The 24,439-nt window shown below is 73.9% G+C and carries 17 protein-coding genes; 14 read left to right on the forward strand and 3 right to left on the reverse strand.

The window, feature by feature from the left end; translation table 11 throughout:
- Positions 1–126 precede the first annotated feature (126 nt).
- From I6A60_RS06885 to I6A60_RS06945, 13 genes are all read left to right on the forward strand, one after another.
- Complete coding sequence (locus I6A60_RS06885) at positions 127–2,310, forward strand: Hsp70 family protein (protein ID WP_203016521.1); 2,184 nt, start codon at positions 127–129, stop codon at positions 2,308–2,310.
- Entirely contained in the window at positions 2,307–4,790 is a 2,484-nt protein-coding gene (locus I6A60_RS06890; RefSeq protein WP_203016530.1) for a PQQ-binding-like beta-propeller repeat protein, read from the forward strand. Before I6A60_RS06885 ends, I6A60_RS06890 begins: the two co-directional genes overlap by 4 nt.
- 293 nt (positions 4,791–5,083) lie before the next feature.
- Entirely contained in the window at positions 5,084–6,001 is a 918-nt protein-coding gene (locus I6A60_RS43370; RefSeq protein WP_203042284.1) for a nucleotide exchange factor GrpE, read from the forward strand.
- Complete coding sequence (locus I6A60_RS06900; RefSeq protein WP_203016539.1) at positions 6,001–7,965, forward strand: dynamin family protein; 1,965 nt, start codon at positions 6,001–6,003, stop codon at positions 7,963–7,965. Before I6A60_RS43370 ends, I6A60_RS06900 begins: the two co-directional genes overlap by 1 nt.
- A 14-nt stretch (positions 7,966–7,979) precedes the next feature.
- The gene (locus I6A60_RS06905) at positions 7,980–9,008 is read left to right on the forward strand and encodes a hypothetical protein (RefSeq protein ID WP_203016541.1); all 1,029 of its coding nucleotides are present in this window, start codon (positions 7,980–7,982) and stop codon (positions 9,006–9,008) included.
- 281 nt (positions 9,009–9,289) lie between these two features.
- Positions 9,290–9,907, forward strand: a complete 618-nt coding sequence (locus tag I6A60_RS06910; protein ID WP_203016543.1) for an RNA polymerase sigma factor — start codon at positions 9,290–9,292, stop codon at positions 9,905–9,907.
- Between the two features lie 96 nt (positions 9,908–10,003).
- Positions 10,004–11,455, forward strand: a complete 1,452-nt coding sequence (locus I6A60_RS06915; protein WP_203016559.1) for a dynamin family protein — start codon at positions 10,004–10,006, stop codon at positions 11,453–11,455.
- 155 nt (positions 11,456–11,610) lie between these two features.
- The gene (locus tag I6A60_RS06920; protein ID WP_203016561.1) at positions 11,611–12,561 is read left to right on the forward strand and encodes a hypothetical protein; all 951 of its coding nucleotides are present in this window, start codon (positions 11,611–11,613) and stop codon (positions 12,559–12,561) included.
- A 593-nt stretch (positions 12,562–13,154) separates the two neighbouring features.
- On the forward strand, positions 13,155–13,817 hold the full coding sequence (locus I6A60_RS06925) for an alpha/beta hydrolase (RefSeq protein WP_203016569.1): 663 nt from the start codon (positions 13,155–13,157) through the stop codon (positions 13,815–13,817).
- A 97-nt stretch (positions 13,818–13,914) separates the two neighbouring features.
- Positions 13,915–15,174, forward strand: coding sequence for an acetyl-CoA C-acyltransferase (locus I6A60_RS06930; RefSeq protein ID WP_203016571.1), 1,260 nt, complete (start codon positions 13,915–13,917; stop codon positions 15,172–15,174).
- 103 nt (positions 15,175–15,277) lie between these two features.
- Positions 15,278–17,524 (forward strand): enoyl-CoA hydratase-related protein, encoded by a 2,247-nt coding sequence (locus I6A60_RS06935; protein ID WP_238434916.1) that lies wholly within the window; start codon positions 15,278–15,280, stop codon positions 17,522–17,524.
- 174 nt (positions 17,525–17,698) lie between these two features.
- Positions 17,699–18,841 (forward strand): CaiB/BaiF CoA-transferase family protein, encoded by a 1,143-nt coding sequence (locus I6A60_RS06940; protein ID WP_203016573.1) that lies wholly within the window; start codon positions 17,699–17,701, stop codon positions 18,839–18,841.
- A 68-nt stretch (positions 18,842–18,909) separates the two neighbouring features.
- Positions 18,910–19,674, forward strand: coding sequence for a 3-hydroxyacyl-CoA dehydrogenase (locus I6A60_RS06945; RefSeq protein ID WP_203016575.1), 765 nt, complete (start codon positions 18,910–18,912; stop codon positions 19,672–19,674).
- 105 nt (positions 19,675–19,779) lie between these two features.
- On the opposite strand, the gene I6A60_RS06950 is transcribed toward I6A60_RS06945, so the two are convergent.
- Positions 19,780–21,348: an MDR family MFS transporter gene (locus I6A60_RS06950; protein WP_203016577.1), complete on the reverse strand. Its 1,569-nt coding sequence runs from the start codon at positions 21,346–21,348 to the stop codon at positions 19,780–19,782.
- Between the two features lie 350 nt (positions 21,349–21,698).
- On the opposite strand from I6A60_RS06950, the gene I6A60_RS06955 reads away from it, so the two are divergent.
- Entirely contained in the window at positions 21,699–22,622 is a 924-nt protein-coding gene (locus I6A60_RS06955; protein WP_203016579.1) for a TetR/AcrR family transcriptional regulator C-terminal domain-containing protein, read from the forward strand.
- Between the two features lie 26 nt (positions 22,623–22,648).
- Here I6A60_RS06955 and I6A60_RS06960 read toward each other — a convergent pair whose 3' ends face one another.
- Together I6A60_RS06960 and I6A60_RS06965 are read right to left on the reverse strand one after the other, a co-directional pair.
- Positions 22,649–23,515, reverse strand: a complete 867-nt coding sequence (locus tag I6A60_RS06960; RefSeq protein ID WP_203016581.1) for a glycerophosphodiester phosphodiesterase family protein — start codon at positions 23,513–23,515, stop codon at positions 22,649–22,651.
- Between the two features lie 72 nt (positions 23,516–23,587).
- Positions 23,588–24,415 carry a LysR family transcriptional regulator gene (locus I6A60_RS06965; protein ID WP_203016589.1) on the reverse strand — a complete coding sequence of 276 codons (828 nt, stop codon included), beginning with the start codon at positions 24,413–24,415 and terminating at the stop codon, positions 23,588–23,590.
- Between the last annotated feature and the right edge of the window lie 24 nt (positions 24,416–24,439).

Below are 24,439 nucleotides of genomic sequence, written 5' to 3' on the forward strand. Positions count from 1 at the left end.
TCAGGACCTTTTCGGCCCGCGGCGGCGTCCAACGTTCGTCGAGGGGTCCGGCGCCCAGCTGGTGCGCGGACGCCGAGGCCTGGACGCCGTCACTGCTCCGGGGGGAACGGAAATATGGCTGGCTGGGTGTTGGCGATTGATGTCGGCACGAGCTTCACCACCGCCGCGGTGCTCGGCGGCCGTGACGGGCCGGGCGTGGTGGGGCGGCCCGAGATCGTCGAGATCGAGCACAGCCGCTACCTGCCGTCGGTGGTCGTGCTCGACGAGGACGGCACGCTGGTGACTGGGCAGTCGGCCACGGCGCTGAGCGGCCTGCTGCCGGAACGGACCGAGCGGCTGCCCAAGCGCGCGCTCGTCGCGACCGACCAGGTCCGGCTCGGCGCCACGACCGTCGACACGGCCGAGCTGGTCGCCGCCCTGATCACCCGGGTCCTCGGCGAGGCGCGGCGACGGTTCGGCGGGCCGCCGCCGGACCAGGTGGTGTTCACCCATCCCGCCCGCTGGGGCGAGGACGAACTCGCCCGGCTGCGGCTCGCCGCGAGCAAGGCCGGTGTCGCCAACACGGTGTTCGTGCCGGAGCCGGTGGCGGCCGCCGTCTGGCATGCGCACCAGCACGATGTGCCGGTCGGGGCGCACGTCGCGGTCTACGACTTCGGCGGTGGGACCTTCGACACCGCAGTCCTCACCCGCACTCCGGATGGCTTCGTCGTCCTCGGGCGCCCCGGCGGCGATCCGCACCTCGGCGGCGAGGACCTCGATGAGGCGCTGCACGAGCTCGTCGCCGCGCATGCGAGTGAGGCGCAGCCGCAGGCGTGGGAGCGCCTCTGGGCCGGCACCGGCCGGGCCGCCCGCCGCAGCCAGAACCTTCTTCGCCGCGACCTGACCACCGCGAAGGAACACCTCTCGCGCAGCCCCAGCGCGACCGTCCTGCCGCCCGAGTTCGACGACGGCATCCGGATCACCCGGCCCGAGTTCGAGGACGCTGTCGGCGACCGGCTGCGAGCCACGGTCGCCGAGCTCGTCGCGACCGTTCGCGGCGCCGGGTTGGTCCCCGGCGACCTGGCCGCCGTCTATCTCACCGGCGGCTCCAGCGCCGTTCCCATGGTCAGCCAGCTCCTGACCGAGGAGCTCGGCACCCTTCCCGTCGCCACCGACGACCCCAAGACCGTGGTCGTCCTCGGCGCCCTCCTCGCGCAGCCGACCGCCAGCGCCACGCAGGCGGAGCAGGGCGGGGCCGAACGCGGCGAGGAGTGCGAGGAGAGGACCACCACCGGGAGCGGGGGCGACGGCGGCGTGGGAACGGCCGAGTCCACCCCCACCCCCGACCGGCCCGCGGTTCGCAACGACCGGCTGGACATTCTGCTGGCCGCACTCGGCATCGCGGCGACCATTCTCGTCTTCACACAGGCGCGGGACTTCACCGTCCTGCCGGCCACGACGTGGACGGTTCTCAGTGTTCTTGGGCTCCTGGCCAGCCTGGTCCCCAGCCGTTGGAGAACGGGCTCCGCCGGCAAGGTCCTGGACCTCGTTGCCGGCGTTGGAACAGGGGCAAGCCTTGCGATGGCCTGGATTCTCGGCGTGACCCTCGCCTGGGACCAGCCCTACCACGAAAATCTTCTCTGGTTTCACTGGCACTACGCAATGAAGATCGCCATCGTTGCCTCGGTGCTTCTCCTGGTCACCGCTCGCCTGATGCATCGACACGCGTCGCGTGGCCTGCACATGGGCTGGCCGGTCGTCCTCGCGATCCTGCTGGTCGGCTACGGCATCGGTATCGACATCGGGTGGACAGGCCGCCACCGGTTCAGGTTCCAGCCGGTGATCGTGGACCTCGCCTACGCGCTGGTCGCGGTGCAGCTTCTGATGGCCGTAGTCGCCTTCGCGCGAGGCTCGACGCCGGCCGCGCGGGCCCTGGGCGGGTTCGTCATCGGCGTTGGCGCTCTGGCCAGCATCGCTGCCGGCGGCGGGCACGACGTCCTCGCGCAGGCAGGAATCACGCTGGTCGCCTCGGACTATTACTACGATCTGATTCCCGCACTGATTCCGGCCCTGTTGATCGGCTTCCGTCTCACTTTCCGAGACAGGGGCGGGTTGTTCCTCCCTGCCGCCAGCCTGGCGATCGTCCTTCCGCCGACCTGGGTTTTCCTCCGCCTTGAGCACAGCCCCGAGAAGCATTTGGGGTTGTTCTGCCTCGTGATGCTCCTGGGGGTGGCCGTTGCCGACGTCGTCGGCCCGCTGCTGCAGCGGACAGCCGCCAACAGGCAAAGCGCCGCGACGCCGTCAGGCACCGGGGAAAGCGGGCAGCGATGACGGGCTGGTCCCTCGCGGTCGACTTCGGGACGAGCTTCACGTGCGCGGCCTGGCAGGTTGGTGGCGGGGCCGCCGAGGTGCTGGAGATCGACAACAGCAGGTATCTGCCGTCGGCCGTGTGGCTGGACCCAGATGGGCAGCTGACGACCGGGAAGACCGCCGTCAGCCAGGGCGGGGCGTTTCCGGAGCGGCTGGAGCGGCTTCCGAAGCGAGCGCTGGTGACCGCGGAGGCGATCCTGCTCGGCGAGGAGACGGTCGGGACCGTCGACGTCGTCGCGGCGGTGCTGCGGCGGGTGGCCGCGGAGGCGAGACGGAGGTCGGACGGGACGCCGCCGTCGCGCGCGGTGCTGACTCACCCGGCCCGCTGGACGGCGGCCGACCTGGACAAGCTGCGGCTCGCCGCGGAGAAGGCGGGGCTGCCCACCCCGGTGTTCGTGTCGGAGCCGGTGGCGGCGGCCAGCTGGTACGCGGCCAGCGAGGACATCCCCGACGGCGCGCACCTCGCCGTGTACGACCTCGGCGGCGGCACGTTGGACACGGCGGTGCTCCGGCGGGTCGGTGGTGGCTTCACCGTGGTGGGCCGCCCGGGTGGGGACGGGCACTTCGGCGGTGAGGACGTCGACGAGGCGATGCTGGAGGTTGTCGGTGGGCACGCCGCCGATCTCGACCAGGCCAGCTGGGAGCGGATCTGGTCGGACACCTCACGCGCCGGCAACCGCACCCGCGCGCTCACCCGCCAGGATCTCGTCCTGGCCAAGGAATCGCTGTCCCGCTCCGCGACGCACACCCTCTATCTGATGGGCTTCGACGACGGCATCCGGGTCACCCGCCGGGAGCTGGAGGACGCCGTCGGGGACCGGCTCGACGCCAGCATCGACGAGCTGGTCGCCACGATCGCCTCCGCAGGTCTGGCCCCGGACCAGCTGTTCGCGATCTGCCTCACGGGCAACGCGACCCGGATGCCCCGGATCAGCGAGCTGGTCAGCGCCCGCACCGGCCAGCTCCCGCGCGCCACCGGCGATCCCAAGACCGTCACCGCTCTCGGCGCGCTGATCGCGGCCGGCACGACCGGCGCGCCACCGCTGGTCAGCCGCCCGCCCGTAGGCGTGCCGCCCGTCGGCCGCCCGCCTGTTCCGCCGCCGCTGGTCAGCCGCCCGCCCGTCGGTCAGCCGCCCCTCACCGCGCGGGCAGGCGACGGGTCCCGGGTGCCAGGCCCCACCGCGCCGGTCCAGGTGGCGCTGTTCCGCGGCGGGCTCCGACGAACCGGTGCACACGCCTGGGCGGACCCGGTTCCGCCGGGCTGGCCCACGCCGGTGGCGGTCCCGCCGGCGGCCGGCGGCCCGGCGCCGGGCACGCCACCGCCTGGAACCGGATGGGGCGGACTTCCTCCGGCTGCTCCGGCCGGGCCCCAGCGGTTCGCGGCGCCCGTAGGCACCGGGCCGACGGTGGTGTCCCAGCCTGGTATCTGGAAGACGAAGATCAGCCGGCTCGGCGCGGGGTCACCCGCCGTCGGGGCGGGTCCTGGCGGAAGGCCGACGCTGTTCGTGACCGGCCTGGCCGGGAGGCTGCACGCGGTCGACCTGGCGACTGGTCACCAGGTCTGGGCGCTCGGCCTCGGCAATGGCGGTTCGTCGCCCGTCGTCGCGGACGGTGTCGTCTACTGCGGCGGCCGTCCGAACCAGCTTTTCGCCCTGGATGCGGCGACGGGCCAGCCGCGCTGGGCGTTCCACGGTGCCAGCGGCGTGGACGCGGCACCGGCGCTGTCCGGCGGTGTCCTGTTCGCGGGCGGCTGGGACGGCAGGGTGTACGCCCTGGACGCGGAGACCGGAGCGGTGCGGTGGATCCAGCCCGCCGGCGGCTGGGTCGCGGCCGCACCGGCCGTCGTCGGCGACACGCTCTACGTCGGCTGCGGCAGCGGTCGGCTCTATGCCGTCGGCGCCGGCGAGGGTGAACTGCGGTGGCAGTACGACGCCGGTGGGGCGATCTGGTCGGCTCCGGCGGTCCTGACCGGCTCGACGGGGGAAGCGGACCTGGTCGTCGTCGGAAGTCATGCCCACGTGCTGCACGGGATCGACGCGGCGACCGGGCAGGCGCGGTGGCGCCGCCCACTGAGCGGTGGCGTCTACACCGCACCCGCCGTCGACCCGGAGGGGATCGCGTATCTCACCAGCCAGGGCGGGATGCTCACCGCGGTGGACACCCGTGACGGTTCCGTGCGCTGGACCCGGCACGTCGGCGGTGACCACGCGAACGCGGCCCTCACCCCCGGCCTGGTGGTGATCACGGGTGCTCGGGGACGGCTGCACGGGCTGGACGCCGCGACGGGCACCAGCCGCTGGACGGCGAAGCTCGGCAGCCTGTCTGACGCCTCCCCGATCGTGATCACCGGTCTGCCCGGCCTCGGCGCGTCAACCCTCGTCGCCGTCGGCACGTCCGCCGGCACCCTGCTCACGCTGGACGCCGAGACCGGCAACCGTTGAAAGAAACCGCTCCGGCCCCTGCGCGGCAAGGCCGGTTGGCGGGGACCCTTTCGGCGGCCGTCTCCCAGGTCTCTCGAACTGTTTCTGCGCGGGCGGAACATTTGGGCCCGGTCACGCCGTCCAATCCGTGCCGTCGGATCCGGCGGCAGCCTCGCCCAGGGGGAGCGATGCCCAACCACCGCCAGTCGATCCAGGTCAGAGCCGGGACCGAGGCAGCCGCAAGCGTGAACCGGACGCCGCTCCGAGCCGGCCGAGCCGGCGCCGGAGGCCGGTCGCGGCGAGTGCGCGTCGCCGTGGGAACCGCTGGCGCGCTGCTGCTCGCGACACTCGGCCTGGCCGCGTTCGCCGGCCCCGCTGCCGCCGATCCGCCCGCATCTACGACGCCAGCTGGCGGACCTGGCGTGATTTTGCACGGCCCGGGAACGACCAGTGTTCTCACCGGGGGCGGCGCGCAGGACACGGTTGGCGCGACCGGGACCGGGACCGACTCGCGGAACGACACGACGACCCCTGCGACTCCGACGACTCCGACCACCCCGACGACGCCTGCGACCCCTGCGACCCCGACGACCTCCGTGGAGACAAGCTCGCCCGCGGTAGTCGATCCGGACGGCAAGGGCGGCGGCCACACCGGGCTGTGGATCCTGCTCGGGCTGATACTCGGCGCGGCCGGCGGCTATGGGGTGGCCCGGCTCGTGGGCGGCGGGAGGCAGGACGACGTGCCCGCGCCGGTAGCCGCGCGGGTTCCGTCCGGCCAGTCCGGCTGGTCGGACGTCGACTACGGGGAGATCGCCGGTGCCGGCGGCGAGGCGGCCTGGGCACAGACCCGCCCGATGGCGCCGGTCGGCGGCCGTGGGCCGGCCACCGGGGCCCCGACACGCGTCGACCCGGCGGTGGCCCGGGCCGCGCAGGAGCGTGACCGGCTGGTCCGCGCCTGCATTGACGTCTCCGACCGGCTGCAGGACACCGACCGCGGCCTGTGGCGGCGGCTGAACGCCGAGCTGGCCGACGTCGGCGTCGAGGTCGTCGCCCCGAGCGAGGGCGACCCGTTCGACCCCAACCTGCAGGAGGCCACCGGCAGCGAGCCGACGGCCGACCCAGGGCGGCACATGACGGTCGCGAGCACCGAGTTCACCGGGTTCACCGATCACGGCAAGGTGCTGCGCCGTCCGGCGGTGGTCGTCTTCCGAGCCGACCAGGTGCCGCGATAGTGACCGCTCCGAGCCCGCCCGCGGCTGGCGCCGCCCCGGTCGACGCGGGCCTGCTCACCGCGAGGGTGGCGCGCGCCGCGACCGACACCGCGGCGATCGCGGTGTCGGTCGGGGACCAGAGCGGGGCGAGCCTGCTGACCCTGTCGACCCAGCGGCTGCGGGCCGGCGCGGCCACGGTCGTCGTCGTGGGCGAGAAGAAGCGCGGCAAGAGCTCGTTGCTCAACGCGCTGCTTGGCCGGGAGGGCCTGCTGCCGGTGGACGTCGACGTGGCGACGAACGTCCACCTCACGGTCGGCTACGCGGAGCAGGACATCGCCCGCGCGACGGTCGCCGTGCCGGTGGGAGCCTCGGGTTCCCCGTCGTCGGCGGGGGCACCGGGCGGCCCAGGGGACGCGCCGGCGGTGCGTACGGAGGTCGTCCCGATCGACCTCGCAGACCTCGCCGAGTACGCGGCCGTCGACCCGGCCCGCTCGAACGATCCGGAGCGGGCGGGTCTGGCGACCAGGGACAACGTGCTGCACGTGGACATCGGGCTGCCCGACCCGCTGCTGCGCCATGGCCTTCGGCTGGTGGACACGCCAGGGGTCGGCGGCCTGGTGGCCGGCCACGCCCGGGCCGCGGCCGCGGCCGCCAGCGCCGCGGACGCGCTGCTGTTCGTGGTCAGCGGGCAGAGCGAGCTGACAGCCTCGGAGCACGGCTTCCTGCGCCAGCTGCGCGAGCGGACCAGCGAGGTGCTGTTCGTGCTCGCCCAGATCGACAAGTACCCGGACTGGCGGGACGTGCTCGCCCGCAACCAGGAGCTGATCCGCGACCACGCGCCGGCACTCGCCGACGCGCCGTGGTTTCCCGTGAGCAGCCGTTTCAAGCTCGACGCGGATCGGTTCGCCGAGCGCGGCCGGGCCGACCGGGCCGCGACGCTGACCGAGCGCAGCGGGTTCGTCCCGCTGATGGCCGCGCTCACCGACACGGTCGCCGAGCGGGCCGACCGGATCCGGATGCGCAACACCCTGCACGCCACCGGTCAGGTGCTGGACAGGCTGGAGGCCGGGCAGCGCACCCGGCTGCGCTCGCTCGCGCACGACCCCGCGCTGCTCGCCGAGATCAACGACCGGCGCGCCCGGCTGACCGCGGCCCGCGAGGAGACCGCCTGGTGGCGGGCCCACCTGGCCGAACGCTTCCAGGGCCTGGACAACGTGGCCCGGCTCGAGCTGAGCAGGCTGATCGCCGATCTGCAGGCCGAGGCGGACCAGCGGATCGTCGCCGCGGGAGCCGAATACCTGGCGCAGCTACCCCAGGACCTGGCCGGCTCGGTGGGCGCCATCTGGATGACCATGCAGCGCCTCGTCGAGCGGGGCCTCGCCGAGATCTCCGGCGAGCTGGGCCAGCGGTTCGAGGCCGCGGGCATGCCGGAGCTCTCGCTCGGCCTCGCGCTGCCGGACCGGCTCAAGACGTTGCCGACGGTCGCCCGTTCGGGTCCGGAACGCCGCGGCCTCGGCGAGACGTTCGACCGGATCGTGCCGAGCGTCGGTCTGGGCACGCTGACCTTCACGCTGCTCAGCGGCGCGTCGCTCGCCCTCGGGCCGGTGGCCCCGGTCATCGCCGGGGTTGCCGTCGTTCTCGCCGTCGGCCGCCGGCGGATCGGCAACGAAGAGACGATGAAGGCTCGCGCGGACGCCCGCCGTTATGTCTCAACGGTCTCGGACCGGCTGAGAACGGAGCTGCCGCCCGTCGTGCAGCAGTCGCTGCGCTCGGCCATGGCGACACTGCGCGACCACGTCACCGACGCACTGACGATCGCGATCAGCCAGCTGGAGGAGGAGATAGCCGAGCACAACCGGACCCTTCGTCGCGCGGATGAGCAGAACGCGCCGCGCCGCACCGCCGTCACCAATAACCTGAATCTGATCGAGAATCTTCGCCGGCAGTCCGGGGCTCTGCGGACCGCGCTCGACGGCGAGCAGTAACGGGGGTAAGCGCAATGGAAGTCCACAGCCACGAGGGTGACTACGGCCAGCACTTCGACGACACGTCGGCCTACGACCATCAGGGGTATGACCCGTCGACGGCGCTCGACCATTCCGGGGGAAGCGATTCCTGGGGTTCGCCAGCCGGGTACGGCGGCGGCCAGGAGTACTCCACCCCCGACCCGTCCGGCACCTACGCCGAGATCCACGTCCTGGACCATTCCGGCGACGACGTGGTGACGACCGGGGCGGACGGCCAGGTCAACATCTACGACCCCTCAGGCGACGACTTCATCACCGGCCTCTCCGCCGACGGATCTACGCAGGTGCTGGTCGGCGGTTCCTCCGACGCGGGTTCCGTCGCCGGCTCCACAGACGAGGGTTCCGTCGCCAGCCCGGACACGGTGGCGCAGGCCGACCCATCCGGCTATGGCGACCCGTCCGGCTACGGGAGCGCGGTGGGCGGCGGCGCGGCGGCGGGCGGATACACGCCGGCCTTCGACGCGACCGCCGGCTACTCGTCGATGGGCAACCTCGGCCCGGTCGGGCCGATGCTGGATCAGACCGACCTTCTCAGCCACCAGGTCGCGGCCCTTGAGCACCAGATCGACGCGGGCCTGCCCCCGGCCGACCCGGTCGCGGCCGGCGGCCTCGGTGACGGCTTCCTGCCCGACCCGTCGGTCCTGCGGGTGAGTGGGGACACCGCCGCACTGATGAACCAGATCAACGGGCAGATGCACGTCGCGCAGGGCCTCGTCGACGGCGCGGAGCACCAGACCGGCCAGGACCCCGCGGCGGCGGGCGGCTACGGCATTGACCAGGCGTTCGCCGACTCCGGCATCGCCCCCGGCTCGATCTCGCCGAGTGTGCTGAACCAGCTGCGCATGAATGAGGCGATCATGCACAACCCGGCGGGTGCCGCCCGGATCGCCCCGCTGATCGAGGGGGATATCCACCAGACCCAGGTCGAGACCAGCATCGCCCAGTACAACCAGTCGATCGCCACCGACAACGAGATCTCGGCCGCGACCGACCCGTTCTAAGAAGGCGTCTGGCCCACGGGGAGCACTCCGGTCCCATCCACCCCGTCTCGGTCCGCTGGCTCGCGGCGCCAATCTCGCCGGTTCACTGCCGTTCCTCACTGGCGCGGCAATGCACGCGCAGATGTCGCAGGAAAGTCGGATCTAGAGGACTTTCCGCCGGAAGTCTCGTGCACAATGCGAGCAAGGCCTCTGCTTCTACTGGTTTGTGGCGGGCCCGGAGCTGACGCTCCGGTTCCGCCCGGCCGGTCGGGCAGTCGGGGCAGGCCTCCCGGGGGGAATGCATGACGCACGTATGTGGGCCGGACGACGACTGCCTTGACGGGGCCCTCGCGGCCCCCGCTGTGGCACGGGCTGATCTGGCGTCGGCCCGGTCGGGCCCGCCGGACGACGCGCTGGTGGCGCAGGCGGCGGCGGGCGACCGGGGCGCGTTCGACCGGCTCGTCGGGCCGCACCAGCGCCAGTTGTGGGCCGTGTGCCGGCGGATCACCGGCGACGACCAGGACGCCGACGACGCGTTGCAGAACGCGCTCGTGGCGGCCTGGACCAGCCTGCCGGCATTCGAGGGGCGGTCGCGGCTCTCGACCTGGCTGCACCGCGTGGCGACGAACGCGGCTCTCGACGAGGTCCGCCGCCGCTCGCGGCGGCCGGCGCCGGTCGCCGAGCTTCCGGTCGAGGCGGTGGCGGCCGAACCGGCGCTCGCCGACCGGATCGCCGACCGGCTCGCCTTCGACGCGGCGGTCGCCACGCTGGCGGCGCCGTTTCGGGCCACGTTGCTGCTGCGCGACGTGTGTGGGCTGAGCTACCTGGAGATCGCGCGTGAACGCGGCATCCCGGTGGACACGGTCAAGTCGCAGCTGCACCGCGGCCGGCAGGCACTCGCCGCCCGGCTCGTCGCCTGACCGACCCCGGCCGGGACCGTCCTGGCCGGGCGTATTCCGAACCGTCCCTGCGTACTCCAACCGTCCCTGCGTACTCCAGACGTCACTGAGGAACCGATGCGAACGCCGTTGTGCGACCAGACCCTCGTCCTGTGCGCGGAGGCGACGGAGCGGCTCGCGCCGGGCCCGGCGCGTGACGCGGTGGCGGCGGTCTCCGAGCGGCTGCGGGAACGCACGCTGCGGCTCGCGGTCGGTGGCCGGGTCAACGCGGGAAAGTCGACGCTGGTCAACGCGCTGCTGGGCCAGCGGCTCGCGGCGACGGACGCGACCGAGTGCACGATGGTCGTCACCTGGTTTCGTCACCACCACCAGAACCGGATCGTGGTGACCCCGCACACCGGGGAGCCGTTCATGCTGCCGCCGGCCCGGGGCGGCGGAGCTCCCGCCGACCTGAGGCTGCCTCGCGAGCAGATCCGGACGGTGACGGTCGAGGTCGCCAACCAGGCGCTCGCCGCCCGGCACATCCTGATCGACACCCCGGGCCTGGACTCGCTGACCGGCCTCGACGAGGGCTCCCTAGCCGCCCTCGCGGACGCGGACGCGCTCCTCTACGTCACTCCGCACCCGGGGGAGCGCGACGCCGAGGCGATCGAGGGCCTGCGTGGCACAGCCCTCGGCGCGAACCTCACCGCGGCCAACGTGCTCGGCGTGCTCAGCAGGGTCGACCAGCTCGGCGACGGTCGCGACGACGTATGGGAGCAGGCCCGGCGGGTCGCCGGTCGGTACGCCGCCGACCTGCGCGGCCTGGTCGGCGACGTCGTGCCGGTGATCGGCCTGCTCGCGCAGACCGCGGGCGGCGACGAGTTCACCGAGGCGGACACCAGGCTGCTGCACCAGCTCGCCGCCGCGACCGCCGACGATCTCGAAGACGCGCTGTACTCGCACGCGGACTTCCTCGACTGGGACACCGGCCCGCTGCGGGCCGACGACAGGGTCCGGCTGCTGCGGCTGCTCGGCACCTACGGTCTGCGGACCTGCGCCACGCTGATCGCCGAGGGCGTCGCGGGGACGCCCCGGCTGCTCGCCGCGCTCGAGGAGCGTTCCGGCGTCGTCGAGCTGCGGGCGCAGGTCGAGCGCCGTTTCATCGTGGGTGCCGATCGGCTGCGGGCGACCCGCGCGCTCGGGGACCTCGAGAAGGCCAGCTGGCTCGGCGACGACGCCGACGCCCGGCTCGTACTCGCCGGCCTGCGCTCGGAGATCGACCGGCTCCGCCGCGACCCCGTGCTGCGGCAGGCGGAGCTCGCCGGCGCCCTGCGCGAGCTCGCCGCCGGCCGGCTTCGCGTCGACGACGCCACCGCGACCGCGCTGGTCGCGTTCGCCACCGGGCCGACGACGGCCGCTCGCCTCGGGCTGCCTGACGGCGCCGCGCCCGCGCAGATCGCCGAGGCGGCCGGCGCCTGGGTGCGGCGTTGGCGTGAGCTGGAGGCGAGCCCGTCGAGGCTCGTCGTCCGCTATGCCCGGGCGGCCCGCGAGCTCGCCGAGGCTCTCTACTTCGAGACGACCGGCTGAAGCGCCGCCGGTGTGATCGCGTTGTGATCACCTGATCACCTGAAGCCGCACTCTGGCCGCGAAGTATCATCAAAAGGACACGTACCGGTTTCAACCGATTGCATGGCGGGTGCGTTCATAAGGGAGGAAGCCACCCTTTCGGTACGAGGAGCGCCATGCCCGCCGCGCAGTACGAGCGATCGCCTCGCTCCGACCGGCCGCCGGCTGTCGACCGCGCCGGCCAGACGGACCACCCGGACGGTCCTGGTGAGCCCGGTGATGCAGGCCCCGGCGGTAAACCGGGCCAGGCGGACACCCGCCCATCGACCCACCTGGGCTGGACCGGGATCGACCTGCTCGCGCTGCTGGGCGGGCTGTCGGGGCGTCGGGCCCGCCAGCGTGGCGAGCCGACCCGCTGGTCACGCCGGGCCGTCGCCATCCTGGCGGTGATCGTCGCGGTGCTCGGGTCCGCGATCGTGCTGCGCGGCTACCTGCCCGCGGACCCGCGGCTCCTCGTGTACGGGGACTCGCTGATCGTCGAGTCGCAGGAGCCCTTCAAGCAGGCGGCGCTGGACGCGGGCGCGCACGCGATCGAGCTGCGTGCCTGGAGCGGCACCGCCCCCTGCAACTGGGTCGACGACGTGCCGGGCCAGATCCGCGACTTCCGGCCGACGGTCGCCGTGCTCGCGTTCTCCGGGAACCTGCCGGCCTGCATGACCGGACGCGACCTGCTCACCGGCTACCGGCAGGACGTGACCACGATGGTCGACCAACTGGTGTCCGCGGGCGTCCAGGTCCGGCTGGTCGAGGAGCCGGCGCGCAAGGCCGACCCGGTCGACGCCTCGGGGCGTACCGAGCTCGGCCGGCTGTGGGCCACGATCGCGCGCGAGACGCCGAACACCCGGGTGGTGCGGGCCGATCTCGCGGTGACCGCCGCTGGCCGGTTCGTCCCGTCCCTGCCGTGTGACCCGGGGGAGCCGTGCGGGCCGGACGGCCAGATCACCGTCCGCGCCCCCGACGGCGTGCACTTCTGCCCGAATCTCGTCGGGACCGGCGGCAGCTGTGGCGTGTACTCGAGCGGCGCCCACCGCTATGGCGCCGCCGTCGCCCGAGGTGCCCTCGACTGAGCGCGGGCACCAGGCGTGCCGCTGGTTCCGTCCAGGGATCGCCGTCCCGCGTTCAGATTTCCTCGATATTTCGTCTCCGTGTCGCCGAGGTCTCCGTCTCGGCCAGGGCGATTGACTTTCTTCACTGATCTAGTGAACATTGTGGCATGCCCTCCGCCACCGTCCGACCGCCGCTCGGCCGCGCGCCGTCCGCCGTCGCGCCGTCGCGGTCCTGTCCACCTTCTGTGACCTGTCGGAGCTTCTGAACAGCGTGCGCTGAGCGCGGCCTCATCGGCTCGGCGCGTTCCGGCGCCCGAGCCGGGCCTGAGGCCCGCGGGCGCAGGGCAGTCTCTCTTCGCCAGGAGTTCGCCCCGCCGCCACCCGGTCGTGTCGGCGGCCAGGCTTCCCCGGCGCACCGTCAAGGCGTGCCCCCCGTGCCGTCGGCTCCCAGTGGTCGCGGTACTGTCGCGCGTCGCACTGTGTGTCTGGCCACTTCGGCGTGCACGTGCCGCGTTCTCGTCCTAGCGGTTCGGACGGGGCCGCTGCCCGGGAACGCCGCGGCGACCGGCACGGGCCGCCACTGCCGCGGGTCTACCAGAAACCAGGAGTGTTCGATGACCCCAACGCTCATCCCGGCCGTGCCGAGCGCCCGGTCGGCACAGGAACCGGCGTTCGTGCCGGCGCCGGCCGGGCCCGCCGAGTCCCGCGACCGGCACGCCCGGCTCTGGCGCAGCGCCGAGCCGACCGGCCAGCCGCGCGGCTCCGTCGTCGTGCTGCCCGGTCGCGGCGAGTCGGCCGAGCTGTTCGAGCAGCTCGCCTTCCGACTCTCGCTCGACGGCTACGAGGTGACCTACCTCGGGCCCGGCGAGGACAGCACGCTGGCGCTCGGCGAGTGCCGGGTCCCGGGCCGGCCGTTCGCGCTGGTTGGCTCGGACACCGGCGCGCTGCGGGCGCTCACCGCGTCCGGCTCGCCGGCCCTGCGTACCGACGCCCTCGTGCTGCTGGGCCTGCCGCTGCTCTACCGTCCCGTCGCCGGCGAGGTCCCGACCGAGCCGCCGCCGCGGGCGCTGCCCGACCTGCCGATCCTGCTCGTGCACGGCGTCGACGACGAGGTCAGCCCGCTGCCCGTCGTGCGGATGACGACCCGCACCGCGCCGCGCGCGCACCTGGTGACCGTCCCCGGTGGCCACCAGGTGCTGTCCGACCCGAGCTGGCGTGCCGCCGCGGCCCACACGATCGCGTTCCTCGAGGACGTGGCGATCGGCGCGTCCGTGTAGATCCGGCCCGTTGTTGGCCTCAGGTGACCGGGCCCGTTGTTGGCCTCAGGTGACACAGGCGGACGGGGTATGTCGACGGGGCGGTACCGTCGCGGGCATGTCCACGACCGGTGCCGCCGAGGCGGTCGTCTACGACGCGGTCCGTACGCCCTGCGGGCGCGGCCGGTCCGGCGGGGCGCTGTACGGCGTCAAGCCGGTCTCCCTGGTCGCGGGGCTGGTCGGCGAGATCCGCGAGCGCAACCCGAAGCTGGACGTCGGCCGGCTGGCTGACCTCGTCCTCGGCGTCGCCACGCCTGTCGGGGACCAGGGCGGCGACCTCGCCCGCGCCGCCGCCCTCGTCGCCGGGCTGCCGGACGATGTCGGCGGCCTGGTGGTCAACCGGATCGGCGCCTCCGGCCTGGAGGCCGTCAACCTGGCCGCCGCCCGGGTCCGGGCCGGCGACGACGCGCTGCTGCTCGCCGGCGGGGTCGAGTCGATGTCCCGGCTGCCGGCCGGCGTCGACGGCGGGCCGTGGGCGAACGACCCGGCGACGAACTACCTGACCCACTACGTACCTCCCGGCGTCGCCGCCGATCTGCTGGCGACCGTCACCGGCCTGGGCCGCGCGGAGCTCGACGCCTACGCCGCCCGCTCGCGGCAGCGCGCGACCGAGGCGTGGGCCGACGGCCGCTTCGACCAGGCCGTCGTGCCGGTACGCGACCACGGCCTGCCGGTCCTGGACCACGACGAACGGGTCGGCCCCATCGGGCCCGGCGACAAGGTGGCGCCCGAGCGGCTCGACGCCGTCGCCGACTTCCTCGCCCGGCTCGCGCCCGCGTTCACCCAGGCCGGCGAGCAGGCCGGTTTCGACGCCGTCGCGCTGCGGCGCTATCACTGGCTGGAGCGGGTCGAGCACGTCCACACGGCCGGGAACGCGGCCGGCGCCGCCGACGGGGCCGCGCTCGTCCTGATCGGCGACGCCCAGGTCGGCGCCGAGCTGGGGCTGCGACCGCTGGCCCGGGTCGTGGCGACCGCGTCGGCGGGGGCGGAGCCGACGCTCGCGCTCACCGGCGCCGGGGCCGCGACCCGCAAGCTGCTCACCCGGGCGGGGCTGCGCGTCGCCGACGTCGACCTCTTCGAGATCGACGAGTCCTACGCGGCCGTGGCCCTCGCCTACCAGCGGGACCTCGACGTCCCGGACGAGCGTCTCAACGTCAACGGCGGCGGGATCGCGCTGGGCCACCCGCTGGGCGCGATCGGCGCGATGCTGGTCGCCACCGCCGTCGCCGAGCTGTCCCGCCGCGGCGCCCGCCGGGCCGTCGTCGCGCTGTCGGCGGCGGCGGGGATGGGCGTGGCGACGCTGCTCGAACGGATCTGACCGCGGCCCACGCGGTCCCCGCGGACCCAGCCCCTCGCCGACCCAGCCCCTCGCCGACCCAGCACATCGCAGACCCAGCCCCTCGCGATCCGGAGACGAGACGATGCCCGAGCCGACGTCAGCCCCCGTGCGGCCGACGGTCCTGCCGCCGATGGAAGGGTCCGAGCCGGCCGGGTCCGCGCCCGACAGCGACCGGATCGGTGTGATCGGCTGGGAGCGGGACGCCGACGGGATCGTCGTGCTCACCGTCGACGACCCGGACCACGCGGCGAACACCACGAACGCGGCGTTCCGCGCGTCACTGGGGGTCGTCGTGGACCGCCTGGAACGGGCCCGGGACACGATCACCGGGGTTGTCGTCACGTCGGCGAAGAAGACGTTCGTCACGGGAGCCGACCTGCGGGAGCTGGTCAGGCTCGGCCCGGCGGACCGGCTCGCCGCCTTCGAGACGGCCGCCGCCGTGAAGGACCAGCTGCGCCGGCTGGAGACGCTCGGGCGCCCGGTGGTCGCGGCGATCGGGGGAGCCGCGCTCGGTGGCGGGCTGGAGATCGCGCTCGCCTGCCACCACCGGATCGCGGCGGACGTGCCCGGCTCCCAGCTCGGCCTGCCCGAGGTCACGCTCGGGCTCGCGCCGTCGGGCGGCGGGATCGTGCGGTCGGTGCGGCTGCTCGGGGTGCGCAGCGCCCTGGTCAACGTGCTGCTCGCGGGCCAGCGGTACAGCCCGGCGCAGGCCCGCGCCCTCGGGCTGGTCGACGAGCTGGTCGGCTCCGTGGACGAGCTGCTGCCCGCGGCGCGGGCGTGGATCCAGGCGAACCTGGACGCGACGGCCCGCTGGGACGTGCCGGGCTACCAGATTCCCGGTGGCGGGCCGGCGCTGGCCGCCGCGCGGCCGGCGCTGCCGGCCGGGCTGCGCCGCCAGGCCGCGGCGGAGGGCGCGCCGGCGGGACCGGCGATCCTGGCCGCCGCCGTCGAGGGCGCCCAGGTCGACCTCGCGACGGCGTCGGTCATCGAGTCGCGGTACTACGCCGAGCTGGTCACCGGCCCGGTGGCGACGAACATGATCAAGGCATTCTACTTCGACCTCGGGCGGATCGGGACGGCCGTGCGCCCGGCGGGGCAGGCACCGGTCGCCGTGACGAGGGCCGCGGTCCTCGGCGCCGGGCCGACCGGGGCCTCGCTCGCGTACGCGCTCGCCAAGGCGGGCGTGGACGTCGTCCTCACCGGCGCGTCGGCCGAGGCCGCCGGGCTCGGTAAGGGCTACGCCGAGCGGCTCGTCGCCGACGCCGTGCGCCGGGGCAGCACCCGACCGCCGGTCGGGAAGGCACTGCTCGCCCGGATCACGGCCACCGCGGACCAGGCGGCGCTGGCCGGCGTAGACGTCGTCATCGAGGCGACCGACCCCGCCGCGCCCGCCGGAACCGTCGAGCTGGCCGCGGCCCGCGACGCCGTGCCAGGGGCGCTGCTGTGCGTGGCCTCGGCCGCGCCGCTGGCGGATCAGCCCCCGGCCGCCGCGACGTCGGAGCCCGGCGATCTGGTCGACGTCGTGGGCCTGCGGCTGGCCGGCCCGGCCGACCGGACCTCGCTCGTCGAGATCGTCGTCGGCGACGGGACCGGAGATGCCGCGCTGGCGCGGGCGATCGACCTGGTCACCCAGCTGCGCAAGACCCCGATCGTCGTCCATGAGGCCGCCCCCGGCGCCACGGCCGGGGCGGGCGTCGGCGGCGGGTCGTTCGTCGGCCGGCTGCTCGGGGCGTTCGTCGCCGAGGGCGCCGCGATGGTCGGCGCCGGGGTGCCCGCCGCGTCGATCGAGCAGGCCGGCACGCAGGCCGGCTTCCCGTCCTCCCCGCTGCGGCTGCTCGACGAGCTGACCGGGCCAGCGGTGCGGGGCGCGCTCGGCGACGACGCGTCCGCCGCCGCGGCCGTGCTCGACCAGATGATCGAGCTCGGCCGGCCGGGGCGGGCGGGCGGCGCCGGTTTCTACGACTACGCCGATGGGCGCCCGCCCGGCCTGTGGCCAGGACTGCGTGACCGGTTCGGCGGCACGCTCGACCCGGCTGAGCTCGCGTTCGACGAACTGGTCGAGCGGCTGCTGGTCGCGGTCGCGCTGGCCGGCGTCCGCGCGCTGGCGGACGGGACGGTGCGCACGGTGGCGGAGACCAACATCGGCTCGCTCACCGGCGCCGGGTTCCCGGCCTGGACCGGGGGCGTGCTCGGGTACGTCAACGGCTTTGCCGGCGGGCCGGCCGGCTTCGTCGCCCGCGCCCGTGACCTCGCGGCCCGGCACGGCGACCGGTTCGCGCCGCCGCCGTCCCTCGTCGACCGCGCCGCCAGCGGCGAGCTGTACGACTGAAACTCCGGCCGGTCCGTCGATCAGTGGACGCGGATGCTGGCGGCCGGGTAGACCGAGGAGCGGCCGGTGAAACGGGTTGTTGTGAACCCGATCCCGGCGCGCGGCCGATGCGGGGCGGAGCCAGGTCGCCACCGGGGGTGCCGCGACCGCTGCGTGGAGAGGGAGTGACGGTCGATGGCGCCTGCCGCCGCACAGAGGACGGGTCCGCTCGCGGGGCTGCGGGTGGTCGAGCTCGCCGGGATCGGGCCGGGCCCCCACGCCGCGATGGTGCTCGCCGACCTCGGCGCCGACGTGGTCCGGGTGGAGCGGCCGGCGACCGGTGGCGCGATCCCCGGCGCCCCGGCCACCGGTGACCATCTCATGCGCGGCCGGCGCTCGGTGGCCCTCGACCTGAAGGACGCCGCAGGCAAGGAGCGGCTGCTCGCGCTGGTCGAGCGCGCCGACGTGCTGATCGAGGGCTACCGCCCCGGGGTGGCCGAACGGCTCGGCGTCGGGCCAGACGTGTGCCTGGACCGCAATCCGCGACTGGTCTACGCCCGGATGACCGGCTGGGGCCAGGACGGCCCGTGGGCCCACACCGCCGGCCACGACCTGAACTACATCTCCGTCACCGGCATCCTGCACGCGATCGGCCCCAGGGACGGCAAGCCGGTCGTCCCGCTCAACCTCGTCGGCGACTTCGGTGGCGGCTCGATGTTCCTGCTCACCGGGATCCTCGCGGCGCTGTGGGAGCGGGAGCGCTCGGGCGCTGGCCAGGTGGTGGACGCGGCGATGGTCGACGGCGCCAGTGTGCTCGCGCAGATGATGTGGGCCTGGCGTGCCACCGGCTTCTGGTCCGACGAACGCGGCACCAACGTCCTGGACGGCGGCGCGCCCTACTACGACACCTACGTGTGCGCCGACGGCCGCCACGTCGCGGTCGGCGCGATCGAGCCGCAGTTCTACGCCGCGCTGCTCGCGGGTCTCGGCCTCACCGACGACGCGGCGCTGCCCCGGCAGAACGACCGCGCCGGCTGGCCCGCGCTGCGCGCCAGGCTGGCGGCGACGTTCCTGACGAGGACCCGGGACGAGTGGGCCACCGTCTTCGACGGCACGGATGCCTGCGTCACCCCGGTGCTGACCTTCGCCGAGGCCACCACGCACCCGCACCTGACCGCGCGGGGCACGCTGATGACGTTGGACGGCGTCCAGCAGCCGGCACCGGCGCCACGGTTCTCCCGGACCGCGCCGGCCGTGCCGTCCCCGCCGCCGTTGACGGGCGCCGACACCGACGCGGTCCTGGCCGACTGGCTCGGCGCTTCGAGCGTGCGTGAGTGAGCGCTCATTAGAATAGTGGCGGCTCGTGGCGACGCACGAGTCAACCGGAGTCAGGGAAGGCGGGGCACGTGGAGATAGCGGGCGCGACAGCGGTCGTCACCGGCGGTGCGTCGGGGCTGGGACTGGCGACGGCCAGGCGGTTGCACAAGGCCGGCGCGAGCGTGGTCCTGCTCGACCTGCCGACGAGCGCGGGCGATAAGGCCGCTGCCGAGATCGGCGAGCGGGCCCGGTTCGCCCCGGCCGACGTCACTGACCCCGCCGCGGTCACCGCGGCCCTCGACCTGGCCGAGGAGCTGGGCGCGCTGCGGGTGGTGGTCAACTGCGCGGGCATCGGTCCGCCGACCCGGGTGCTCGGGCGCGGCGGCGTGCACCCGCTGGAGGCCTTCACCAAGGTGATCAACGTCAACCTGGTCGGGTCGTTCAACGTGCTGCGCCTGGGCGCGGAGCGGATCGTGCGGAACGAGCCGCTTCCCGGCAACGAGCGCGGTGTCATCGTCAACACGGCTTCGGTCGCCGCGTTCGACGGCCAGATCGGTCAGGCCGCCTACGCCGCCTCCAAGGGCGGAATCGTCGGCATGACGCTGCCGATCGCCCGCGATCTGGCGGACAAGCTGATCCGGGTGGTCACCATCGCCCCCGGCCTGTTCAAGACGCCGCTGCTGGCGAGCCTGCCGGAAGCCGCGCAGGAGTCCCTCGGCCAGCAGACCCCGCACCCCAGCCGGCTGGGCGACCCGGACGAGTACGCGGCCTTGGTCGAGCACATCGTCGCCAACCCGATGCTCAACGGCGAGGTCATCCGCCTCGACGGCGCCATCCGGATGGCGCCGCGCTAGGTCGGCTTCGCCGCTTCCTGATCGCCGTTTCGGCCCTGTAGTGGTCGTCGTGGACCAGCTGTCGCGACCGGCTGAGGGCCGAAACGGCGATCAAGGGGGCTGGGCTCAGTCCGCGAGGACGGCGGGCACCGCCGGATCCTCGGACGGACGCTGCGTGGGCGCGAGGTCGGGGCCGGCTGCCGGCTGGCCGTCGCCTTCGGAGCCGGCGAGCCGCTTCGGGATCAGGAACGCCAGCGGCACCGAGAGCACGGAGAAGATCACCGGCAACCAGAAGGTCGTGCCGAAGGCGGTCGCCAGCCAGTGGGTTCCCGGCCCGCCGCCGGAGGCCGCCGCCGCCTCGCCGCCGGCGCCGGCATGCGAGCGGATCTGGGTGGCGAGCACGACCGCGAGAACGGCCGTGCCGATCGAGCCGCCGATCTGCTGCAGGATGCGCGACGTGGTCGTCGCCCGCGGAATCTGGTCGTGGCGCAGCCCGTGGTAGGTCGCCGTCATCGTCGGAATCATCGACAGCGCCATGCCGATGCCCCGCACCGCCAGGGAACCGCCGAGCAGCCACTCGCTCGGGTTGTGCCCGGCCTGGGTGTAGGCCACCGAGCCCAGCGCGGTGAGGATCAGCCCGACGGCCACCATCCCGCGTGCCGACAGCCGGTTCGCCCGCGGCGCGACGAGGATCAGCCCGATTCCCAGCCCGAGGCCCTGCGGGGCGAGCAGCAGGCCCGCCCCGGTCGCGTCCCGGCCGCGGACGACCTGTTCGAACAGCGGCGTCAGGAACATGGCGCCGTACAACGACATGCCGAACAGGAACATCAGCCCGGTCGAGCCGAGGAAGGCGTGGTTGCGCAGCAGGCGCAGGTCGATGATCGGCTCGGCCCGGGTCCGAAGCGCGTGCACGACGAACAGGGCGAGCAGCACGAGGCCGATGAGCAGTGGGACGAGCACGTGGGAGTGCCCGAAGCCGCCCTTGCTGCCGGCCTCGGAGAATCCGTACACGGCGACGGCGAGCCCGGGGGAGAGCAGCGCCAGCCCGAGCAGGTCGAGAGGATGTCGTTCGTCCTGGCGGGTGTCCGGTAGGACCCGGATCGCCAGGATGATCGCGATGATGCAGACCGGGATGTTGATCAGGAAGATCCAGCGCCAGCTGATGCTGTCGATGATCACTCCGCCGATGACCGGGCCGAGGATCGGGGTGAGGATCGCCGGAACGGAGATCGTCGCCATCAGCTTGGGCAGCTGGGCCGGCCCCGCGGCCTGGGCGAGGATCGTCTGCATCAGCGGCAGCAGCAGTCCGCCGCCCAGGCCCTGCAGCACGCGGAACCCGATCAGGCTGCTCGCCGACCAGGCCACGCCGCACAGCGCCGAACCAGCCAGGAACAGGATCAGCGACAGGATCCACATTCGTTTGCCGCCGAACCGCTCCACCGACCAGCCGGTCAGCGGGATCACCATCGCCAGTGCCAGCAGGTAGCCGGTCGAGACCCACTGGATCGTCGAGACGCCGACGTCGAACTTGCGTCCCAGTGTGTCGATGGCGACCGAGGTGATCGTCGCGTCAAGCTGAACCGCGACGACGCCGACCAGGATGACGAGGGCCAGCCGGACGAGCGCCGGGTCCAGCTTGTCGGACTTCGGGGCTGCTTCGGTGGCCGGGCCTGTCGAGGGTGGTGGCGAGCTCATCGGGCCTCTCCGTGGGGGCGGGGCGCCTTTGCCGTCGCTGTCGGCGGGCCGGGCGGTGTCGACTCATGGCCATGGTGCCGGAGGGTCTCGGGCCGGCGGCGCTTCGCTCGGCCGGTTTCGTGTGTCCGTCCGTGCCGCTGTCCGTCCGTGCCGCGGTCGCCGGATGGCGAACTCCGCCCGCCCGGTGGTCTGCTGACCCGGCGGGCGAAGCGGACGCGGGCCGAGCGGGCCGATACACCGTATCGCCAACTGAGACGGTGTATCAACCTCGCCCCCCGGTGCCCCGCGTGGGGAGGCCGGCGGACCGAGGGAACCCGACGACGGGGAAGCCGGCTCCGTATCCTTGGACGATGCGAGGCCACGCGGACAAGCCCCGCACGCCGCCTGCCGCGACCGCTGGCCCAGGCCCGATCGCCGGCGACGACGCCCGGGCACTGTTGGACTGGCCTGGCCGGCGCCGGCGCCGCGGCGCCTCGCTCGTCCCCTCCACCGCGCCCGACGACGAGGCGCTCGGTTCTCTGTGGTTCCGACCGGCACCCACGGACCGGCCGGCCGCGCTGACGCGGGAGGCGATCGTCGCCACCGCGTTGGAACTGGCCGACGCCGAGGGCATCGACGCGGTCTCGATCCGACGGGTGGCCGGCGTGCTCGGTGCCCGGCCGATGAGCCTCTACTCGCATATCGGCCGCAAGCAGGACCTGATCGACCTCATGGTCAACGAGGCGATCGGCGAATGCCTGGTCCCGGGTGATCTCCCGGCGGACTGGCGGGACGCGCTGCGCCTCATCGCGCTCCACATCCGGGACGGGGCCCGCCGTCACCCGTGGATGCTGTCGGTGGCCGCGAAACGCGCCTCCCTCAGCCCGAACGCGTTGCGCAACTTCGACCAGTCCCTCGCGGCCGTCTCCGGCCTGGATATCGACCGGGACCGCAAGATCGCGATTTTGACCGCCGTCGACACGTACACCGTCGGCCAGGTCGTCCGCGAGATCGCCAGCCTTCCGGCGCTCGACGGCACCCCGGCGCTGGACGCCCCGGACCAGCCCGACGCGGCGTCCTCGGGCGGCACCGGCCGGTCGTGGCTGCGCGCGGCCGAGGGCTACGTGCGCCGGCTGGTCGAGACGGGCGAGTATCCGCACATCGCCGCCTTCGGCATCGACGCGGCGATCCAGGCCCATGAGTTCGACGCCGACGCCGCGGAGCGCCGATTCACCGACGGCCTCACCTGGCTGCTCGACGGCATCGCGGCCACGCTGCCCGCCGCCGACCGCTGACCGCCCGCCGTCCCGGCGCGTCTCGGCTAGGACGCGGGCCAGAGGTCGCGGCGGCGCAGGACGGTGCGGAGCGACTCGGGACGGTCGGTGATGATCCCGTCGACGCCGAGGTCGAGCAGCGCGTCCATCACGGCCTCGTCGTTGATGGTCCAGACGTGGACCGGAAGACCGACGGCCTTCATGTAGCGGACGAAGCGGGCGTCGCAGACCCGGATCGATCGGAACGAGACCGGTACCTGGACGACGTCGCGCTCCACGAGGCCGCGCGGTCGCCGGGTGGCCAGCCGGGACGGCAGGACGCTCCACATCCGGGCCGCGGCGATCGCGGACATGCCGGCGCCGAGGCACAGTCCCGGCCCGGCCAGTCGGCGGGCCTCGCGGGCGACCTCGTCGTCGAACGAGGTGACGCAGACCCGGTCCAGCGCGTTCGCCCGGCGCAGCGCGGCGATCGTCGGTTCAAGCGCAGCCGCTTCCTTCACGTCGAGGTTGAGCCGCGCGTCGGGCCATCGGTCCAGCAGCTCGTCCAGCCGGGGGATCGGCTGGCCACCGGAGGAGGTCGGCTGATCCTGGACTGTCGGGGCTGGCGTCGCGGGCCCGGCTGGGGGAGTCGTGGCCGGTCGTGCGGACGGCGGGTGAAGGCGGATGCGCGCGGCCTCGGCCGCGGTGAGATCGGAGAGCGGGCCAGTATGGTCCGACACCCTGTCGAGGGTCGGATCGTGCAGGATCATGGCCGTCCCATCCCGCGTCACCCGGATGTCGGTCTCCAGGTAGCGGTACCCCAGCGCGACCGCGTGCGCGAAGGCCGGCCACGAGTTCTCCGGCCACGGCCCGGCCCCGCCGCGATGCGCGAACGCGATCGGCCCCGGATGGTCAAGAAACGCATACCGAGCCATGGTCGTCCCAGGTCCTCTCGTCGCCCGACGGTCGGAGCCCCATTCTGGGTTCCGTGCGGCCAGGCTGAGAGGTCAGGAGGCCGCGAGCTGGTGGTGCTCCCGTGCGGCTGCTCGTCGTGCCTCCCGGACGAGGATGGTGAGCGCCGGGGTTCGGACGGCCTCGGTCCAGGCCAGCGTGAGATGCGTGACGGGCAGGTCTGCCACCGGCACGGGCACGACGGCGTTGCCGGCGCGGTCGGCGACGGTCTCTCCCGCGATCACCACCGTCAGGCCGAGCGCGACGCGGTCGAGGATCTCGTCCAGCGGGGCCTCGGGGCAGCTCGCGGAGAAGCCGTCGAGGCGGCGTAGCTCCGCCATGGTCACGGCGCTGCGGTGGGTGAGCGGATGGCCGGTCGGGAGCAGGGCGACGGGCGCCTCGGTCATCACCTGGGCAGTCTGGAGGCCGGCCAGGTCGTCGGTGTCGCAGACCAGCGCGACGTCCGCCCGTCCGTCTCGGATCGCGGTGACTGGCTCCCGGGTGAAGATCATCTCTACCGGCACGGTGCTCTCGTGGGCGGCGTAGCCGGCCAGCACTGCGGGCAGCAGGCCGGAGCCCACCGCGGGCCGCACGGCGAGGACCAGTCGTGACGGCCGGGCGGCCTGCTGGGTCCGCCGGACCGCGGCGTCGAGAGCGTCGAGCGCCGCGCGGCTCTCGCGCAGGAACACCTCTCCCGGCGGCGTCAACGAGACACGGCGGGTGGAGCGCTCCAGCAACTGAACGCCGAGACGCCGTTCCAGCCGGCTGATCGCCCGGGAGAGCGGTGGCTGCGCGATGCCGAGCCGCTGGGCGGCCCGGCCGAAATGCAGCTCCTCGGCGACGGCGACGAAGTACGTGAGCTGGGCGGTCTCCAGCCTGTCCATACCTCCACGGTACTAATCGGCGGA

It is taken from the genome of Frankia sp. AgB1.9, from assembly GCF_016786355.1.
Taxonomy (GTDB): domain Bacteria; phylum Actinomycetota; class Actinomycetes; order Frankiales; family Frankiaceae; genus Pseudofrankia.

What these genes read in the sequence shown, in the direction of transcription:
- I6A60_RS06890 (WP_203016530.1), top strand. Translation starts at nt 2,307, where the DNA reads ATGACGGGCTGGTCCCTCGCGGTCGACTTCGGGACGAGCTTCACGTGC.
- I6A60_RS06905 (WP_203016541.1), top strand. Translation starts at nt 7,980, where the DNA reads ATGGAAGTCCACAGCCACGAGGGTGACTACGGCCAGCACTTCGACGAC.
- I6A60_RS06910 (WP_203016543.1), top strand. Translation starts at nt 9,290, where the DNA reads ATGACGCACGTATGTGGGCCGGACGACGACTGCCTTGACGGGGCCCTC.
- I6A60_RS06915 (WP_203016559.1), top strand. Translation starts at nt 10,004, where the DNA reads ATGCGAACGCCGTTGTGCGACCAGACCCTCGTCCTGTGCGCGGAGGCG.
- I6A60_RS06920 (WP_203016561.1), top strand. Translation starts at nt 11,611, where the DNA reads ATGCCCGCCGCGCAGTACGAGCGATCGCCTCGCTCCGACCGGCCGCCG.
- I6A60_RS06925 (WP_203016569.1), top strand. Translation starts at nt 13,155, where the DNA reads ATGACCCCAACGCTCATCCCGGCCGTGCCGAGCGCCCGGTCGGCACAG.
- I6A60_RS06930 (WP_203016571.1), top strand. Translation starts at nt 13,915, where the DNA reads ATGTCCACGACCGGTGCCGCCGAGGCGGTCGTCTACGACGCGGTCCGT.
- I6A60_RS06935 (WP_238434916.1), top strand. Translation starts at nt 15,278, where the DNA reads ATGCCCGAGCCGACGTCAGCCCCCGTGCGGCCGACGGTCCTGCCGCCG.
- I6A60_RS06940 (WP_203016573.1), top strand. Translation starts at nt 17,699, where the DNA reads ATGGCGCCTGCCGCCGCACAGAGGACGGGTCCGCTCGCGGGGCTGCGG.
- I6A60_RS06950 (WP_203016577.1), bottom strand. Translation starts at nt 21,348, where the DNA reads ATGAGCTCGCCACCACCCTCGACAGGCCCGGCCACCGAAGCAGCCCCG.
- I6A60_RS06955 (WP_203016579.1), top strand. Translation starts at nt 21,699, where the DNA reads ATGCGAGGCCACGCGGACAAGCCCCGCACGCCGCCTGCCGCGACCGCT.
- I6A60_RS06960 (WP_203016581.1), bottom strand. Translation starts at nt 23,515, where the DNA reads ATGGCTCGGTATGCGTTTCTTGACCATCCGGGGCCGATCGCGTTCGCG.
- I6A60_RS06965 (WP_203016589.1), bottom strand. Translation starts at nt 24,415, where the DNA reads ATGGACAGGCTGGAGACCGCCCAGCTCACGTACTTCGTCGCCGTCGCC.